At 57.6% G+C, this 15,685-nt stretch carries 15 protein-coding genes; 4 read left to right on the top strand and 11 right to left on the bottom strand.

Annotated features, from left to right (window positions below):
• Positions 1–190 precede the first annotated feature (190 nt).
• Entirely contained in the window at positions 191–1,630 is a 1,440-nt protein-coding gene (locus TM5383_RS11735) for an aldehyde dehydrogenase family protein (RefSeq protein ID WP_058319230.1), read from the bottom strand.
• A 292-nt stretch (positions 1,631–1,922) separates the two neighbouring features.
• Here TM5383_RS11735 and TM5383_RS11730 point away from each other — a divergent pair, with 292 nt between their 5' ends.
• Positions 1,923–2,576, top strand: coding sequence for a peroxiredoxin (locus tag TM5383_RS11730; RefSeq protein ID WP_058319229.1), 654 nt, complete (start codon positions 1,923–1,925; stop codon positions 2,574–2,576).
• Between the two features lie 48 nt (positions 2,577–2,624).
• On the opposite strand, the gene TM5383_RS11725 is transcribed toward TM5383_RS11730, so the two are convergent.
• The 8 genes from TM5383_RS11725 to TM5383_RS11690 all read right to left on the bottom strand — a co-directional run bounded on the left by TM5383_RS11725 (position 2,625) and on the right by TM5383_RS11690 (position 10,961).
• Positions 2,625–3,419: a hypothetical protein gene (locus TM5383_RS11725; protein WP_058319228.1), complete on the bottom strand. Its 795-nt coding sequence runs from the start codon at positions 3,417–3,419 to the stop codon at positions 2,625–2,627.
• Positions 3,416–4,159, bottom strand: coding sequence for a glycosyltransferase family 25 protein (locus TM5383_RS11720; protein ID WP_058319227.1), 744 nt, complete (start codon positions 4,157–4,159; stop codon positions 3,416–3,418). The genes TM5383_RS11725 and TM5383_RS11720 overlap by 4 nt, the downstream gene beginning before the upstream one ends.
• 341 nt (positions 4,160–4,500) lie before the next feature.
• Positions 4,501–5,232, bottom strand: a complete 732-nt coding sequence (locus TM5383_RS11715; RefSeq protein ID WP_076400077.1) for a glycosyltransferase family 25 protein — start codon at positions 5,230–5,232, stop codon at positions 4,501–4,503.
• 58 nt (positions 5,233–5,290) lie between these two features.
• Positions 5,291–7,420, bottom strand: a complete 2,130-nt coding sequence (gene pnp, locus TM5383_RS11710) for a polyribonucleotide nucleotidyltransferase (protein ID WP_058319225.1) — start codon at positions 7,418–7,420, stop codon at positions 5,291–5,293.
• Between the two features lie 168 nt (positions 7,421–7,588).
• Complete coding sequence (locus tag TM5383_RS11705; protein WP_058319224.1) at positions 7,589–7,867, bottom strand: DUF6525 family protein; 279 nt, start codon at positions 7,865–7,867, stop codon at positions 7,589–7,591.
• On the bottom strand, positions 7,864–9,105 hold the full coding sequence (locus TM5383_RS11700) for a GTP-binding protein (protein WP_058319223.1): 1,242 nt from the start codon (positions 9,103–9,105) through the stop codon (positions 7,864–7,866). Before TM5383_RS11700 ends, TM5383_RS11705 begins: the two co-directional genes overlap by 4 nt.
• A 152-nt stretch (positions 9,106–9,257) precedes the next feature.
• On the bottom strand, positions 9,258–9,719 hold the full coding sequence (gene msrC / locus TM5383_RS11695) for a free L-methionine (R)-S-oxide reductase MsrC (protein ID WP_058319222.1): 462 nt from the start codon (positions 9,717–9,719) through the stop codon (positions 9,258–9,260).
• A 69-nt stretch (positions 9,720–9,788) separates the two neighbouring features.
• Entirely contained in the window at positions 9,789–10,961 is a 1,173-nt protein-coding gene (locus TM5383_RS11690) for a thiolase family protein (protein ID WP_058319221.1), read from the bottom strand.
• 330 nt (positions 10,962–11,291) lie between these two features.
• On the opposite strand from TM5383_RS11690, the gene TM5383_RS11685 reads away from it, so the two are divergent.
• Positions 11,292–12,866: a gamma-glutamyltransferase family protein gene (locus tag TM5383_RS11685; protein WP_058319220.1), complete on the top strand. Its 1,575-nt coding sequence runs from the start codon at positions 11,292–11,294 to the stop codon at positions 12,864–12,866.
• 71 nt (positions 12,867–12,937) lie between these two features.
• Here the strand turns inward: TM5383_RS11685 and hspQ are convergent, their stop codons facing one another.
• On the bottom strand, positions 12,938–13,264 hold the full coding sequence (gene hspQ, locus TM5383_RS11680; protein WP_058319219.1) for a heat shock protein HspQ: 327 nt from the start codon (positions 13,262–13,264) through the stop codon (positions 12,938–12,940).
• Between the two features lie 85 nt (positions 13,265–13,349).
• Here hspQ and TM5383_RS11675 point away from each other — a divergent pair, with 85 nt between their 5' ends.
• Positions 13,350–14,231: an AEC family transporter gene (locus tag TM5383_RS11675; protein ID WP_058319218.1), complete on the top strand. Its 882-nt coding sequence runs from the start codon at positions 13,350–13,352 to the stop codon at positions 14,229–14,231.
• Between the two features lie 138 nt (positions 14,232–14,369).
• Positions 14,370–14,954, top strand: a complete 585-nt coding sequence (locus tag TM5383_RS11670; RefSeq protein ID WP_058319217.1) for a transglycosylase SLT domain-containing protein — start codon at positions 14,370–14,372, stop codon at positions 14,952–14,954.
• 73 nt (positions 14,955–15,027) lie between these two features.
• On the opposite strand, the gene TM5383_RS11665 is transcribed toward TM5383_RS11670, so the two are convergent.
• Positions 15,028–15,630 (bottom strand): LolA family protein, encoded by a 603-nt coding sequence (locus tag TM5383_RS11665; protein WP_058319216.1) that lies wholly within the window; start codon positions 15,628–15,630, stop codon positions 15,028–15,030.
• Positions 15,631–15,685: the final 55 nt, after the last annotated feature.

Below are 15,685 nucleotides of genomic sequence, written 5' to 3'. Positions count from 1 at the left end.
CGGCCAACAAACCAGTTTGCGATTTGCCTCGCGTCATACATGGGTGTGCTGCTCTCCTAACGCTATATTATATAGGTAGTTTACGGCAGAAAGTGAAGATTTCGTTACCCCGTAGTCCTTTTCAAGCCCCTTGCCAACAAAAAACCGGGACGTTTCCGCCCCGGTTTCCTGTATCTCATTGACCTAAAGCTTACGCCTCGGTCCAGCCCGCGATGGATTTCACTTCGAGGAAGTCCTCGATGCCCCAAGTGCCACCCTCGCGGCCGTTGCCGGATTGTTTCATCCCGCCAAAGGGCGCACCTGCGCCACGGCTGTTGCCGTTAATTTCCACCATGCCAGACCGCAGCTGACGGGAAATACGGTTTGCGCGTTCGCCATCCTGCGTCTGGATGTAGTTGGTCAGGCCATAGACGGTGTCATTCGCCATTTCCACGGCACCCTCTTCGGTGTCGAAGGGAATGATCGCCATGACGGGGCCAAAGATCTCTTCCTGTGCGATGGTCATGTCGTTGGTCACATCCGCGAACACGGTGGGGCGCACGTAGTAGCCTTTGTTCAGACCTTCGGGGCGACCCAGACCACCGGCAACCACGCGGGCACCTTCGTCGATGCCTTTCTGGATCAGACCTTGGATCTTGGTCCACTGTGCTTCGTTCACGACCGGACCGATGTGGCGGCCGCTTTCGTGGGCGCTGCCCACTTTGGTGTTTGCCGCAACCTCGGCCGCTTCTTCGACAACGCGGTCGTAGATGCTGCGTTCCACCATCATACGGCTGGGGGCGTTACAGCTTTGGCCAGAGTTTTCCATCATGCGACGGACGCTACGCTTCACCGCCTGCTCATCTGCGTCCGCAAACAACAGGTTTGCACCTTTGCCGCCCAGTTCCAAGTGCACGCGCTTCAGCGTCAGCGCGGCGTTCTGCGAAATGGCGATACCAGCGCGGGTGGACCCGGTGAAGGACACCATGTCCACGTCTTTGTGGCCGGTCAGTGCGGTGCCAACACCAACACCGTCACCGTTCACCAGGTTGAACACACCAGCGGGGAAGCCTGCCTCGTCCATGAATTCAGCGAACAGCATGGCGTTCAGCGGGCTTTCCTCGGACGGTTTCAGAACCATGGTGCAGCCTGCGATCGCGGCGGCGATCACTTTCAGCACCACTTGGTTCATCGGCCAGTTCCACGGGGTGATCAGCGCGCAAACGCCAACCGCTTCCATCGCGATGCGGTCGTTCGGTGCGTGATCGCCCAGCGGTTTGAAGAAATCAAAGTTTTTGGCCGCCTTGAGGAAGTTCACCGCGTGGTAGGACCCAGCTGCCGCTTGCGACGCTTTGGCCATATCAATCGGGGCGCCCATTTCCATGGAAATGGCTGCACCCAGCTCGTCGTTGCGGCGCTGGTAAATCTCGACGAATTTCTCGACAAGAGCGATTCGATCCTCAACCGGGGTGCTCATCCACGCCGGAAAAGCCGCCTTGGCCGCGGCAACTGCGGCGTCCACATCTGCCGCACCACCCATCGAAATGACAGCACAGGCTTCTTCGGTGGACGGATCAATAACATGACGATCTGTGCCCTCGATCGGGTCCACCCAGGCGCCGTTGATATAGAACTGACGTTTCTCGATCATAAGATGACCTCCGTGAGACGCTAAAGCGTTGGTTATTCTCGCTGACAGATCACACCGAAACACGTAATTCCGTCAGACTCGCCGGCACTGTGTCAGGGGATTTCAGGACGTGCAAGCCCGTGTGTGAGCGCCACCACAGTAATTTGATCAAATTATCAAAAGATCAATAGTCGCATACCGAATTTTCACGGTTGCGCCAACGCGGCGACTGGGGAAGATAGCGACAGGACGCGTGACGGCAGGACTCTTCTGTGCCACGCAACCCGGAAAATTGACCTGAAAGGACACCGATATGGGCCTGCGCATCAATGACATCGTGCCAAACTTCACTGCGGAAACAGATCAGGGAACCATTTCGTTCCATGACTGGATCGGCGACAGCTGGGCGATCCTGTTTTCCCACCCCAAAGATTTCACCCCCGTCTGCACCACCGAGTTCGGTGCCGTCGCGCAACTGGCTGATGAATGGGCCAAGCGCAACACCAAGGTGATTGGCGTATCCGTTGACGGCGTAGAAGAGCACAAAGGCTGGAAGGGCGACATCGAAAGCTTTGCCGGCGCACCTGCTGGGTTCCCGATCATCGCGGACGAAGGCCTGAATGTATCGAAACTCTTCGACATGCTGCCTGCCGACGCCTACATGCCCGACGGTCGCACCCCTGCCGACAGCGCCACTGTGCGTTCTGTCTTCATCATCTCCCCGGACAAAAAGCTGCAGCTGACCATGACCTATCCGATGTCGGTTGGCCGCAACTTTGCTGAGGTGCTGCGCGCACTGGATGGTTTGCAGCGCACCTTTGGTCAGCCGCTGGCAACCCCTGCCAACTGGGAAACCGGTCAGGACGTGATCGTTGCGCTGGCGCTGGACGACGCTGCAGCCGAAGAAAAATACGGCGCGCTGGACAAAAAGCTGCCCTACCTGCGGTTTGCCAAAAACCCTGAGTAATAGATGATTGTGGATCCGGGGTGCGCGTTGCCCCGGATCCATGCGTTTTTATGCCCGTTCGACAAACTGCGCATTGGGGAAATAATCCCGTATTGAGCTGTCGAAGATCGCGCCAATCTTAAAGTAGTCGTTGGACGAGATTTGCACCTCTCGCTTCAACAGCGCGGCTGCAATACCGACATGCAGCCGATTTGTTTCAATCCGTTCATACTGCGCAATGTGCCGCACAAAGCCATCGATGGGCGTATGCGCGCGACCAAATTTGGAAACATCGATATTGCCGTCTGGCAATTCAAAACCCTCAGGTGCCTCACCATCTTCACGAAAAAGCAGCCCCAGATTATGCGTGGCGGGCTCATCTGACAGCTCCAGGAAAAACGCCATATCGTGACAAAACGGTACATCTGGCAAACGATCCTGGCTTTGGAAACGATCCCGCACAAAGAGATGCGTATCAGGCGCGAAAGTCCCCGCAGGTACATCAACAGCGTAGGTCGATGGCAAAATAATACTGGTTTTAAATTCTTGCGACAGCTCCGCCACACGGCCAAGGGTTTGATAGTGTGGGCAAAAAGCACCGTTCCCGTTAAAGATCAAAACCGGATCGTCGTGGAACGTGCGCGCTTTTGCTTCGATTAGGGTCAACCGCTTCTTGATCAGGTCTTTGAACCGGATGCCAACATACGGGATGCCATAGTGGCGCAAGAACGCCTCGGCACCTTCCCTGATCAGACTATCGCCCCAATTCCCTGGGTTGATTACAAACAAAGCAGGTCGGCCATTCAGCACAGACCTGATATGCGCGGCAAGCTGATCAAATTCGGGACGATGTGCTGCGCTCATTTGGCCCGCTTCCTTGTTTCTTTCTCATTACGTGCTGCAGCAGCATGATTTCTCAACAGCCGCTTGAAGCGCTGACGGCTTGCCCGACTGAACGGCGGTTGACGACGACGCCCGTCGTACCCAATCGTACTATCGTCATCGCGGCTGGCAAACGGCGGCTCTAGCATCGCCAGTCCGCGATTGGTTTCCGCGACCCACCGCTGAATAAAAACATCGACAGGCAAACCAAACGTCTGGGTTCGCAGCAGAAACTCCGTCGCCCCGCCACGGGTCCAGGCAATTGCAGCCGTTGTGACTGGCATGTAATGCGCCCGGAAAATCGGCTTGGGCCCAGTCCATTGTGACGCAGGCAGCTGCGTGAACCGGTGTTTCGCAGGGCGGGCCAGATTGGCGATATCCCAAATCGATTGGCGACGCCAATCCCGAGCAAGCGCATCTAGCGTCGCCTTGGCATGTGGCTGCACCGCAAGATCATCTTCGAGGACGAGACCAATTTCTGCATCGCTATCGAGAAACGCTTGTGCCGCCAACCGATGGCTTAGGAAACAGCCGACTTCGCCACATGTCAATTGGCGCCCGGCTTGCTCCAACGCTGGTTGCGCACAGGTTTTTTCAACCTGCTTTCCGTTCACCGCAGCTATACGGGTAAATTCAACACCTGCTGCTTGCAGCTGCCGACGCGTTTCACCTAGCCGCTCCGTATCTGCGTCTAAGTTGACAACAAAAGTGGCGATACTCATGTAGCGTCCTTGGTATTTGGGGGCTGACGTTGGCCTATTGCAGACAGCGGATGCGCGGCACATTCTATCCCTGTACCTTAGGGAAAGCCCCTTATCGTCATAGGTGACAGGATTAGCAATGGTTGCGCTAAACGCTCAGACAAATAAGCGTTCAACCGCCAACACTCTGCACAAATCCGCCGTGGGGCGCGGCACCAATGGCGCGCCACATTCACAAAACCTAATCTAGCAAATTATGGGCCAACTACGGCGCAATTCGTCGCCATGTGTCCCTTGGCCCGCAAGAATTCCCTGTCCCCGTTGACGCCCCAAGCGCTGCGTCCGTAGACGCATCAAAAGACTTAGAACAATCTCTTGCGATAGAACGAAGCGCGCAGCTGCTTGTGCATCGTCAAGAAGATTCCCCAGAGTGATCGTCTCATGCTTTTTCGTTTTTTCAAACTCGCGCGGTCTTCTTCGAGGAGCGATCCGCCAAACGACTCGGCACACTCAGCAACCGGGTTGGGATAAATCGAGCGCACCCTTGTCCCGAACTCCCAACAATAGAGGAAATCTTCATCCACCGGGCGGAAAATAGACTTCCGGTCCAACATCCGCAGCGCAGCCTCGCGCCGCAATAGATAGGCTACGGCCCCTGCCGCAGGGTATTTGTAATCCACGACATCAAACGAACCATATTGATGGCGGCGGATGATCTCCTTTGGGGAAAAATCAAAAAGTTTCAGAATGCCCCAATCGGGAATATCAGCGGCCTGTTCCAGAACATCAGAGAACTGAGCATCATCGACGGATTGAAAGTCATCTTCGCATATCAGGGCGATCTCTTCACCGCTGTCGACAAACGCCTGCCATAGACGACGATGCCCGATGTAACAGGCGATTTCACCTGCGGTCATATCCCGTTTCAGAAGCAAACGATTCAACATACGCGAATACGCAGAAGCAACCTCTGCAGAGGTCTTGGTACAGCCAGAAACAAAAACCGGCTCCAACCCCAATCTCTGGCATTCAGCAATACTATGTCTGCGGCGTGCGCCCTGTGGCTGCTCTACCGTCAAAATAAATGTTTTCATGACAAAACAATAAAATAAAGGCCCACTGTTTCAACAGTGGGCCTTAAAATCAGCTGGATTACTCAGCGTCTTCTTTCTTGGCTTCTTCGCCGGTTTCCTGATCGACAACTTTCATCGACAGGCGCACCTTGCCGCGGTCATCAAAGCCCAGCAGCTTGACCCATACCTCTTGGCCCTCTTTCAGGACGTCGGAGGGGTGGTTCAGGCGGCGGTTTTCGATTTGCGACACGTGCACCAGACCGTCACGCTTGCCAAAGAAGTTCACGAAGGCGCCGAAGTCGACGATCTTCACAACTTTACCTTTGTAGATCGCACCTTCTTCGGGCTCTGCGACGATCGAGTGGATCATCTCATAGGCCTTCTTGATGCACTCACCATCGGGCGAAGCGATCTTGATGATGCCGTCGTCGTTGATGTCGACTTTGGCGCCCGAGGTTTCAACGATCTCGCGGATCACCTTACCGCCAGAACCGATCACTTCGCGGATCTTGTCGGTGGGGATCTGCATGGTTTCGATGCGCGGTGCGTGGACCGAGAAGTCAGAGGTGCCGGACAGCGCCTTGTTCATCTCGCCCAGGATGTGCATCCGGCCGTCTTTGGCCTGTGCCAGAGCTTTTTCCATGATCTCAGGCGTGATGCCTGCAACCTTGATGTCCATCTGCAGCGAGGTGATGCCGTTTTCGGTACCTGCCACTTTGAAGTCCATGTCGCCCAGGTGATCTTCGTCGCCCAGAATGTCGGACAGGATCGCGTAGGAACCGTCTTCTTCCAGAACCAGACCCATGGCCACACCGGCAACGGCCGATTTCAGCGGAACACCTGCGTCCATCATGGACAGCGAGCCACCACAGACCGACGCCATCGAGGACGAACCGTTCGATTCGGTGATCTCGGAGACAACGCGGACGGTGTAGGGGAAATCGGTTGCGGCGGGCAGAACAGCCTGCAGCGCACGCCATGCCAGTTTACCGTGGCCGATCTCACGACGACCGGGGGAACCAACGCGGCCCACTTCACCAACCGAGTAGGGCGGGAAGTTGTAGTGCAGCATGAAGTTCGAACGGTAGTTGCCGTGCAGTGCGTCGATGATCTGTTCGTCGTCGCCGGTGCCCAGGGTGGTCACAACCAGACCTTGGGTTTCGCCGCGGGTGAACAGGGCCGAACCGTGGGTCCGCGGCAGCATGCCGGTTTCAGCAACGATCGGACGGATCTGATCCAGTGCACGACCGTCGATACGCTTACCTTCTTTGACAACCGAACCACGCAGGACAACCGATTCCAGCTTCTTCAGCGCGGAACCGAGGTTCGCGTCTTCCTGCTGCTCTTCGGTCAGACCGGCGATGATTGCTTCGCGGGCGGCGCCAACAGCGGCAACACGTTCCTGCTTGTCGGTGATGGCGTATGCGGCACGCATCTGCTCTTCACCAGCGGCTTTCACCACTTCGTACAGGTCCGAATAGTCGGGTGCGACAAATTCAAACGGCTCTTTCGCGGCTTCTTCGGCCAGATCGATGATCAGGTCGATAACCGGCTGGATCTGCTCATGGGCGAAGTTTACCGCGCCCAGCATTTCTGCCTCGGACAGCTCGTAGGCTTCCGATTCTACCATCATTACGGCGTCTTTGGTGCCGGCCACAACCAGATCAAGGCGCTGATCGGGGTTGTTGCGCAGCTGGTCCATGTCGTCCACGGTCGGGTTCAGGATGTATTCGCCATCCTCGTAACCAACGCGGGCACCAGCGATCGGGCCACGGAACGGCGCGCCGGAAATGGTCAGCGCGGCGGAGGCGGCGATCATTGCAACAACGTCGGGATCGTTCACCAGATCGTGCGACAGCACGGTGCACATCACCAGAACTTCGTTCTTGAAGCCGGGAACGAACAGCGGGCGGATCGGACGGTCGATCAGACGCGCGGTCAGGGTCTCTTTTTCGGTCGGGCGTGCTTCACGCTTGAAGAAACCACCGGGGATTTTACCCGCAGCGTAGTATTTTTCCTGATAGTGTACGGTCAGCGGGAAGAAATCCTGACCGGGTTTCGGTGCCTTTGCGAAGGTCACGTTGGCCATTACGGAGGTCTCGCCCAGAGTGGCGATGACGGTGCCGTCGGCCTGACGGGCTACCTTGCCCGTTTCCAGAGTGAGGGTCTCTTCGCCCCACTGCATCGATTTGGTCGTTACGTCAAGCATATGCGTATCCTAGTTGGCAGCGGATCAGGCGTATCCCGATGCTGCCTTGTGTAAATGGCGGCCCCATTGCCGCCGACCCCATTATCTTCATGTCCGAGTGCCAGGGTCCGGGCACAACGTCTCAGATAGCGCGGCCATACATGTTTTTGGGCTGTTTTGAAACAACAATCAGACTCGCGCTGTTTGTGCGCGCGCCAGCGTCGCAGCTTCGGCACGATCCAGACGGGCCAGCGCCTCTGCCTCGCTGGCACCTTTGGCAATAGCGCGGGTCCAGATCCGGCGACACGACTGGGGCGACCACGGCAGAACCGCCTCGCGCACCCACGCCCTCAATGGCGCGGGCAGGGTGTCGAAATCCCGCATCGGATCACCACGCCGTGCGCGTCGCGACAGGCCGGTCTGGCCCAGATTGTTTTTGGATTTTGTGGTGCGGCGCGTGCCCCTCATTCTGCGACCTCCGCGTTGCGTGTCGGGTGGCGCCACAGGGGGAAGGGGTCGGGCAGATCGGCGAACTGATCCAACGTGTCAGCCGTCGCCGCACCGCACAGGCAGGCGTCCAGTTCCGCCCGCAATGCAGGCCAGTCGATACCGGCCCCGATGAAGACCAGCTCTTGCCGCCGATCCCCGAACGGTTCGCGCCAATGTTGCTGCATATACTCCTGTAGGCCCGAATGATCCGGCCAACGCTCCTGCGGCACCGATGCCCACCACGTACCGATCGGCCCCACAGTCGACAGCGCCCCAGCCATCGAATATTCCGCCACAAACATTGGCCGCGTGACCAACCACATATGCCCCTTGGCGCGGATCACACCGGGCAACGGGCCGTTCAGAACCGTATGAATTTTGGCCGGATCAAAGGGCGCGTGGGCGCGGTAGACGTAGGATGCAACGCCGTATTCCTCGGTCTCTGGCACATGATCGGCATGGCCATATAGCTCCTTCGCCCATTGGGGATGCTGATAGGCGCGGTCGAAATCAAAAAGACCGGTGTTCAGCAGGGCCTGCGGGTCGACCTCGGAATAATCCGCCTCGATAATCCGCGCATCACCGTTGAGGCTGCGAATGATCCGACGGGCGGCCTGTGTTTTATCTGGACCTGCAGCGCTGACCTTGTTCAGGACGACGACATCGGCAAATTCGATCTGATCGGTCAGCAGATGCACTAGCGTGCGATCATCATCTTCGCCGGCGGTTTCGCCGCGATCCGCCAGAAAGTCGTGGCTGGAAAAGTCCCGCAGCAGGTTCACCGCATCCACCACCGTTGCCATCGTATCCAGCCGCGCCACCTGTGACAGGCTGCGCCCCTCTTCATCCTCAAACGCGAAGGAGGTGGCGACGGGAATCGGCTCCGAGATGCCGGAGGATTCGATCAACAGGTAGTCAAAGCGCCCCTGTTCAGCCAACTGCCGCACCTCGATCAGCAGATCTTCGCGCAGGGTGCAGCAGATGCAACCGTTCGACATTTCGACCAGCGTTTCATCGGTGTGGCTAAGGTTACCGCTGTCACTGCGCACCAGATCAGCGTCGATGTTCACCTCTGACATATCGTTCACAATCACCGCAATGCGCAGCCCGGTGCGGTTGTTTAACAGACGGTTCAACAGCGTGGTTTTCCCCGCACCAAGAAATCCGGACAGGACTGTAACAGGCAGACGCGCGTCGTTTGGCTGTGTGGCGTTCATAGGGCACCCCATTGCTTATGTAATAACGTAACAGTTATTAGCGGTGACGCGCCCACGTTGACAAGGGCGGGGTTGGTAAAAGGCGTTTGAAAAATACGAAATACCCCGAACCAGCGAAGGTTCGGGGCATTCACATACAGTAATTCAAGAGTTCAACGCGCTGAGTGAGCGAAACTATCCTTGAGGATTGCCGCCAAATGATCCGCGTCTTCCTGCGTGAAAGCATTCGGCAGATCACTGTCCAGATCAAAGACCCCAATCAACTGCCCCGCCCCATTCCAGACGGGCAGCACCAATTCCGAACGCGTGGAAGAGGCGCAGGCGATATGCCCCGGAAACGCATCGACATCCGCAACCAGCTGCACTTCGCCAGTGCGCGCCGCTGCGCCGCAGACACCACGGGTGAAGGGGATCACCAGACAGCCATGACCACCCTGATACGGCCCAATTTTCAACATTTCGGGCGCTGTCACGCGGTAAAACCCGGTCCAATTGAACCGGTCATCGCTGTGATGCACTTCACAGGCAAGGGTGGCCATGATCGCCACCTCGTCGGTTTCGCCTTCTACGAGGGCAGCAATGCTTTTGGTCAGATCGCTGTAATTTACGCGCATCTTTATTCTCCTGACATGTTCTGACGCAGGACCTGTCCTGAAACGGCCTGTCCTGCATCAGGAAAGGCGTCAGTCCCGTTCGATTGCAATCGCGGTGCCTTCGCCACCGCCAATGCAGATCGCTGCAACACCGCGTTTCAGACCACGTTTTTCCATCGCGTTCAACAAGGTAACAAGAATACGTGCGCCAGACGCACCGATCGGGTGGCCCAATGCGCAGGCGCCGCCGTTCACGTTCACCTTGTCCCGCGCAATGCCCATTTCACGCATGAAGGCCATGGGCACCACGGCAAAGGCTTCGTTCACTTCCCACAGGTCCACGTCGTCCACTGACCAGCCCAGACGGTCCAGCAGTTTCTGCGCTGCAGGCACGGGTGCAGTCGGGAAAAGGGATGGCGCATGGGCATGGCTGGCATGGCCCAAAATGCGGGCGCGCACTTGCAGGCCCTTTGCCTCTGCTGCTTCGGCCGACGCCACAACAAGCGCCGCTGCACCATCAGAAATAGAGGATGAGTTTGCCGCGGTCACCGTGCCATCCTTGCGGAATGCAGGTTTCAGCTGAGGGATCTTTTCGGGCCGTGCTTTGGCCGGTTGTTCATCCGCAGTCACAACCAGTTCACCCTTACGGGTTTTCAGCGTCACCGGTGCAATCTCACCCTCAAAGGCCCCGGTTTTCTCTGCCTCCAACGCGTTAGAGAGCGATCCGAGCGCATATTCATCCTGTTCCTCACGGGTGAACTGAAACGCCTCAGCGCAGTCTTCGGCGAAGGTGCCCATCAGGCGGCCTTTGTCATAGGCATCTTCCAGGCCATCAAGGAACATGTGATCCAGCATCTGCTGGTGACCAATCCGCGCACCAGCGCGCATTTTGGGTGCCAGATAGGGGGCGTTTGACATGCTCTCCATCCCGCCGGCGATCATCGTATCGGCGTGGCCCAGCGCTATCTGATCGAAAGCCATCATTGTCGCCTTCATGCCCGAACCGCACATCTTGTTCAGTGTTGTGGCGGGCACCTCTTCGCCCAGACCACCGGCAAAACCAGCCTGACGCGCCGGTGCCTGTCCCTGACCGGCAGGCAGAACGCAGCCCATCAACACCTCATCCACGGACGTTGCACCAGCATCCGATAGTGCGGCGCGGATCGCAGCGCCACCAAGTGTTGCAGCCTCCACCCCATCAAAAACCCCTTGAAATCCCCCCATCGGGGTCCGAGCCGCCCCGGCAATCACAACGGTTTTCATTTGGCATTCCTCCTCATCTGTGGCCAACGCAGTAAACTGCAGCCCTGTTGGCTGGCATACTGCATTAATTGAACGACTGTTCAAAACAAAAAATCACCGGGCTTTTGGCCGCACATCCACAACAGGCCGGCGCCACCAGCCCAACAATTGTCACAATTCCCCCGCAAAACAGCCGAGAATCGTCACCATACAGGGCCTTGTAGCTGATATAGCTTGCCTCGATGCCGCAACATTACAGCCCCCACCCAGTGTGCGGCATCGAGGAACTTTCTCTTTGATATCTGCCAGACTGCCCCTACGTTGCCTGAGGATGAGCAAGGGGTAAGCGAGATGCGCAATTTTCATCAGCCGGGTCGATCGGCTGTCTACGCTAGCAATGGGATATGCGCGACGTCGCATCCGCTAGCGGCACAGGCAGCCGTGGATATACTGCAACGTGGCGGCAACGCGATGGATGCAGCGATTGCAGGCGCGGTGCTGCTTGGAATCTGCGAACCCCAGATGACAGGTATCGGCGGCGATCTGTTCGCGTTGTTTTCGCCTGCCGGATCAAATGACATTCTAGCCCTAAACGGATCTGGCCGCGCGCCAAACGCTGCCAGTGCCAGCGCTCTACGGGACCGCGGATTGACTACGGTTCCCCTGACCGGACCAGAAGCTGTTTCTGTACCAGGCGCCATCGATGCCTTCTGCACGCTTAGCGAAGATCATGGTAAACTGGGACTGGACGCGCTGCTGGCGCCTGCCATCCGCTATGCAGATGAGGGTGTACCGGTTGCCCCGCGCGTCGCCTTTGACTGGGCCGAAAGTGGCGCCACCCTGCAGGGACATGGTCGCCGCCACTACCTGATCAACGGCGAGGTGCCGAAGGTTGGTCAACGCTTTGCCGCGCCCGGTCAGGCCGAGGTGCTGCGCCGCATCGCGCGTGATGGCCGCAGCGCATTTTACGAAGGCGAAGTCGCCGAAGATATGATCGCCTGCCTACGTGATCTGGGCGGTGTGCATGAGGCGGCGGATTTTGCTGCCAACCGCTGCGATTACACCGATCCGGTCAGCGGTGATTACAAAGGCGTTGATCTGGTCGAACACCCGCCAAACGGTCAGGGTGCCACGGCGAACCTGATGCTGAATATCCTTAAACACTTCGACATTGCGGGAATGGATCCCTTCGGCTCTGCCCGCGCGCATATTGAGGCTGAGGCCGCGAAACTGGCCTATGACGCCCGCAACCGCTTTATCGCGGATGCGGCGATGACCGATATGCTGGGTCACATGCTGTCGCCGGAAACGGCCGCCAAACTGGCCGCACTGATCGACCCCAAACGCGCCATGGCGGATCCCGCCGCCCTGTCAGAGGCGGTGCATAAGGACACCATTTACATCACCGTGGTGGACCGCGACCGCATGGCGGTGTCGCTGATCTATTCAATCTTCCACGGGTTCGGATCTGGGATCGCCTCGGACAAGTTTGGCATCCTGATGCAAAACCGCGGCGCCGGCTTCACCCTAGAGGAAGGTCACCCCAATGAAATGGCGGGTGGCAAGCGCCCGATGCACACGATCATCCCCGGCATGCTGCGCCAGAACGGCAAGGTCTTGATGCCCTTTGGCGTTATGGGTGGCGCGTATCAACCGAACGGGCATGCGCGCTTTGTTTCTAACATGGTGGATTTCGGCATGGACCCGCAGGCCGCCATTGATGCCCCACGCTGTTTTTCCGACGCCGGTGTGATGAAGGTCGAACATGGCTATAGCGATGAGGTCCGTCAGGAACTGACCGATCTGGGCCATAAGGTTGAGGTGCCCGCAGGCCCAATTGGTGGCGCACAGGCCATTCGGATTGAGGATGATCTGCTGATCGGCGCATCAGACCCGCGCAAGGACGGCTGTGCGCTGGGGTATTAACTCCGCTCACCACGAACAAAAAAGGCCTCGGATCCAAATCCGGGGCCTTATACGTCGTACTGGCTAGAAACTTAGTTCAGCGAGAAGTGCAGCGGATAATGCCCATCCTCAAACGGGCCGAAAAGGTCGGGAATGTCGGGATGGCTGACCGGTTCACCAGAATAGTCAGCAACAAGGTTCTGCTCTGACACATAGGCGACGTAATAGCTCTGCTCGTTTTCAGCGAGCAGGTGATAAAACGGCTGTTCCTTACGTGGGCGGCTATCCTCGGGGATGGAGCGATACCATTCCTCGGTGTTGTTAAACTCTGGATCGACGTCAAAAACCACACCGCGGAACGGGTGTTTTTTGTGACGGACAACCTGTCCCAGATGATATTTTGCGCGTGATCGTAGCATCAACTTGCGGCCCCCATACCTCAGAGATAGACCTTTCTTGGGGGGGTTGTCCATTGCTGGACACCAAAATGAGAGGAAACAGTCTGTGAACCTTGTCCTGACAGTGCTGGAAATCACAGCGCCCGTGTTCTTGCTGGCGGCCATCGGATTTATCTGGATCAAGGCAGGGCTGGAGTTTCCGCTGCGTTTTGTGATCCAGCTGGCGATGAACCTTGCAATCCCATGCCTGATCTTTACCGCCTTGATGAAAACCCAGATCGAACCGCAGGCGCTGGCCGATCTGACGCTTGCGGCGATCGCGGCCTATGGCGCAATGACGGTGGCGGGATTTCTGCTAGTGAAGGTCGCGAAACTGGACATCCAGACCTATCTGCCCCCCGTTATTTTCGGCAACACCGGCAACCTTGGCCTGCCCTTGGCGCTGTTTGCCTTTGGTGAGGTAGGGTTGAGCTACGCGGTGGTGGTCTTTGCGGTGATGGCCGTGTGGTCCTTTACCTTCGGGGTGTGGCTGGTCGCGGGCGAAGGTGCTTTTGGCAAGGTTCTGCGCGAACCCTTGGTGGCGGCAACTCTGCTGGGCGGTCTGTTCCTGTGGCAGGGTTGGGAAACGCCAGTGTTTCTGACCAACACGCTGGATCTGATCGGGCAAATGGCGATTCCGTTGATGCTGATCACGCTGGGCGTTGCGGTGGCGCGGCTGTCACCGGGGCAGATCGGGCAGGCTGCGTGGATTTCGGCGGTGAAATATGCGCTGTGCTTCGGCATCGCTTGGGCCATTGCGCAGGCGTTCCAGCTGGATCCAGTGGCGGCAGCGGTGCTGATCATCCAGATCGCCACGCCTGTGGCTGTGTCGTCCTACCTGCTGGCGGAAAAATATGGCGCTGATTCTGACTCGGTCGCGGGTCTGGTGGTTGTATCGACCGTCATGTCGATCATCGCCCTGCCCCTCATGCTGGCCCTATTGATCTGATCCCCCCCCCCCCGCACGGGGGCTGGGCAATCCGCCGCCAATAAGCGAAATGTGACCGTCCGCAGCAACTGCATCGTTTGCAGGCGCAGCGCTTTGGGTTAAGCTGTCCTCAAAATAAAAATAGTGAGCACGAGGCAGATGAGCAGACTCCTTCGCTTGATGGTGCTGATGATGGTTCTGGCGTCTTGCGGTGGTGGCAATTATTCAGCCCCGCGCAATCTGGACAACGCCTGTTCGATCCTCAGTCAGCGCCCGAAATACGCCCGCGCCTTCCGCGCGACGGAACGCCGTTGGGGCGTGCCGACCCATGTGCAGATGGCAACGATCTACCAAGAGAGCAAGTTCATCGGCAACGCCCGAACGCCGTATCGCTATGTGCTGGGCGTGATCCCAATGGGCCGCGTCAGTTCCGCCTATGGCTACAGTCAGGCGCTGGATGGCACCTGGGCCGAATACCAGCGCGCCACGCGCAGCTATGGCGCACGGCGCGACAACATCTTTGACGCCGCTGATTTCATGGGCTGGTACATGAACAATTCACGCGATCGCAACGGCATCGCGCTGAACAACGCCAAGCACCAGTACCTTGCCTATCACGAAGGCCAGACGGGCTATCGCCGCGGCACTTACAAACGCAAGCCGTGGCTGCAGCGCGTATCTAGCGAAGTCGGCCAGCGCGCCAGCATGTATCAGGCACAGCTGCGCAGCTGCTCGCGTTACTAAACAATCAGCATAAAAGAACCGCCAACAAAAAAGCGCCGACAGAAATGTCGGCGCTTTTAATATTCCGGATCGATTATCGGCTGCGGCGTTGCTTCTCTTCGCCAATGTCGAACAGGCGGTTGGACAAGGTCACAGTTCCGTCCAGTTCACCCAGAACAACGGTGGTTGCGCTGCCGCCCTCATCACGGACAACCCACTGGCGCAGCTGAACGGGATTGTCAGTGAAGACCAATTCGATCGTGCCATATTCGGGGTGTTCGGGATCCTGTGCCAACACCGAAGTCGAGGTACCATCGTAGCTGTGTCCCACAACCATATTCGCGCGGCCCAGATCAATGTTGCGATCCAGGATCAACTTCAACGGGGTCTTGCCCAGCGGATAAGTTTCCGGCTGCGGATTCCCACGTGGATCAAAAATAGCTACCGCGCGGGCCTCGGCCAGAACAAGTGTATCGTCCTGATCATACTCGAACCTGATTTTCCACGGCCGCTTCAGCATCAGCTGTCCGGTCATGATGGTGCCATCATCACTGATCTGGGTGAACGCGGCCTGCGCGGTTTTCAGATCCTGCAAATATGTAGACAGGCGGTTCAGCGGTATTTGCTCCGCAAATGCGGGCAATGCCGTCAAGCACAGGGTGGCAGCCGCCACCAAAGAGGAAGAAAGTCGTTTCATAACAATAAACCTAAACACTTTTGGGCCCCGCAACAGGTGGGGCTGTCTCACAAAG

Source organism: Thalassovita mediterranea, assembly GCF_001458435.1.
In the GTDB taxonomy this organism is placed as follows: Bacteria; Pseudomonadota; Alphaproteobacteria; order Rhodobacterales; family Rhodobacteraceae; genus Thalassobius; species Thalassobius mediterraneus.
Note: the sequence above shows the minus strand (reverse complement) of the source record. Positions and strands in the feature narration are given on the sequence as shown.

Bases quoted from the DNA above. Each gene is read 5' to 3' on its own strand.
- TM5383_RS11720 (WP_058319227.1), bottom strand. From the start codon at position 4,159: ATGAGTATCGCCACTTTTGTTGTCAACTTAGACGCAGATACGGAGCGG.
- hspQ (WP_058319219.1), bottom strand. From the start codon at position 13,264: ATGCTACGATCACGCGCAAAATATCATCTGGGACAGGTTGTCCGTCAC.
- TM5383_RS11690 (WP_058319221.1), bottom strand. From the start codon at position 10,961: ATGAAAACCGTTGTGATTGCCGGGGCGGCTCGGACCCCGATGGGGGGA.
- TM5383_RS11685 (WP_058319220.1), top strand. From the start codon at position 11,292: ATGCGCAATTTTCATCAGCCGGGTCGATCGGCTGTCTACGCTAGCAAT.
- TM5383_RS11725 (WP_058319228.1), bottom strand. From the start codon at position 3,419: ATGAGCGCAGCACATCGTCCCGAATTTGATCAGCTTGCCGCGCATATC.
- TM5383_RS11665 (WP_058319216.1), bottom strand. From the start codon at position 15,630: ATGAAACGACTTTCTTCCTCTTTGGTGGCGGCTGCCACCCTGTGCTTG.
- pnp (WP_058319225.1), bottom strand. From the start codon at position 7,420: ATGCTTGACGTAACGACCAAATCGATGCAGTGGGGCGAAGAGACCCTC.
- TM5383_RS11705 (WP_058319224.1), bottom strand. From the start codon at position 7,867: ATGAGGGGCACGCGCCGCACCACAAAATCCAAAAACAATCTGGGCCAG.
- TM5383_RS11715 (WP_076400077.1), bottom strand. From the start codon at position 5,232: ATGAAAACATTTATTTTGACGGTAGAGCAGCCACAGGGCGCACGCCGC.
- msrC (WP_058319222.1), bottom strand. From the start codon at position 9,719: ATGCGCGTAAATTACAGCGATCTGACCAAAAGCATTGCTGCCCTCGTA.
- TM5383_RS11670 (WP_058319217.1), top strand. From the start codon at position 14,370: ATGAGCAGACTCCTTCGCTTGATGGTGCTGATGATGGTTCTGGCGTCT.
- TM5383_RS11700 (WP_058319223.1), bottom strand. From the start codon at position 9,105: ATGAACGCCACACAGCCAAACGACGCGCGTCTGCCTGTTACAGTCCTG.
- TM5383_RS11735 (WP_058319230.1), bottom strand. From the start codon at position 1,630: ATGATCGAGAAACGTCAGTTCTATATCAACGGCGCCTGGGTGGACCCG.
- TM5383_RS11730 (WP_058319229.1), top strand. From the start codon at position 1,923: ATGGGCCTGCGCATCAATGACATCGTGCCAAACTTCACTGCGGAAACA.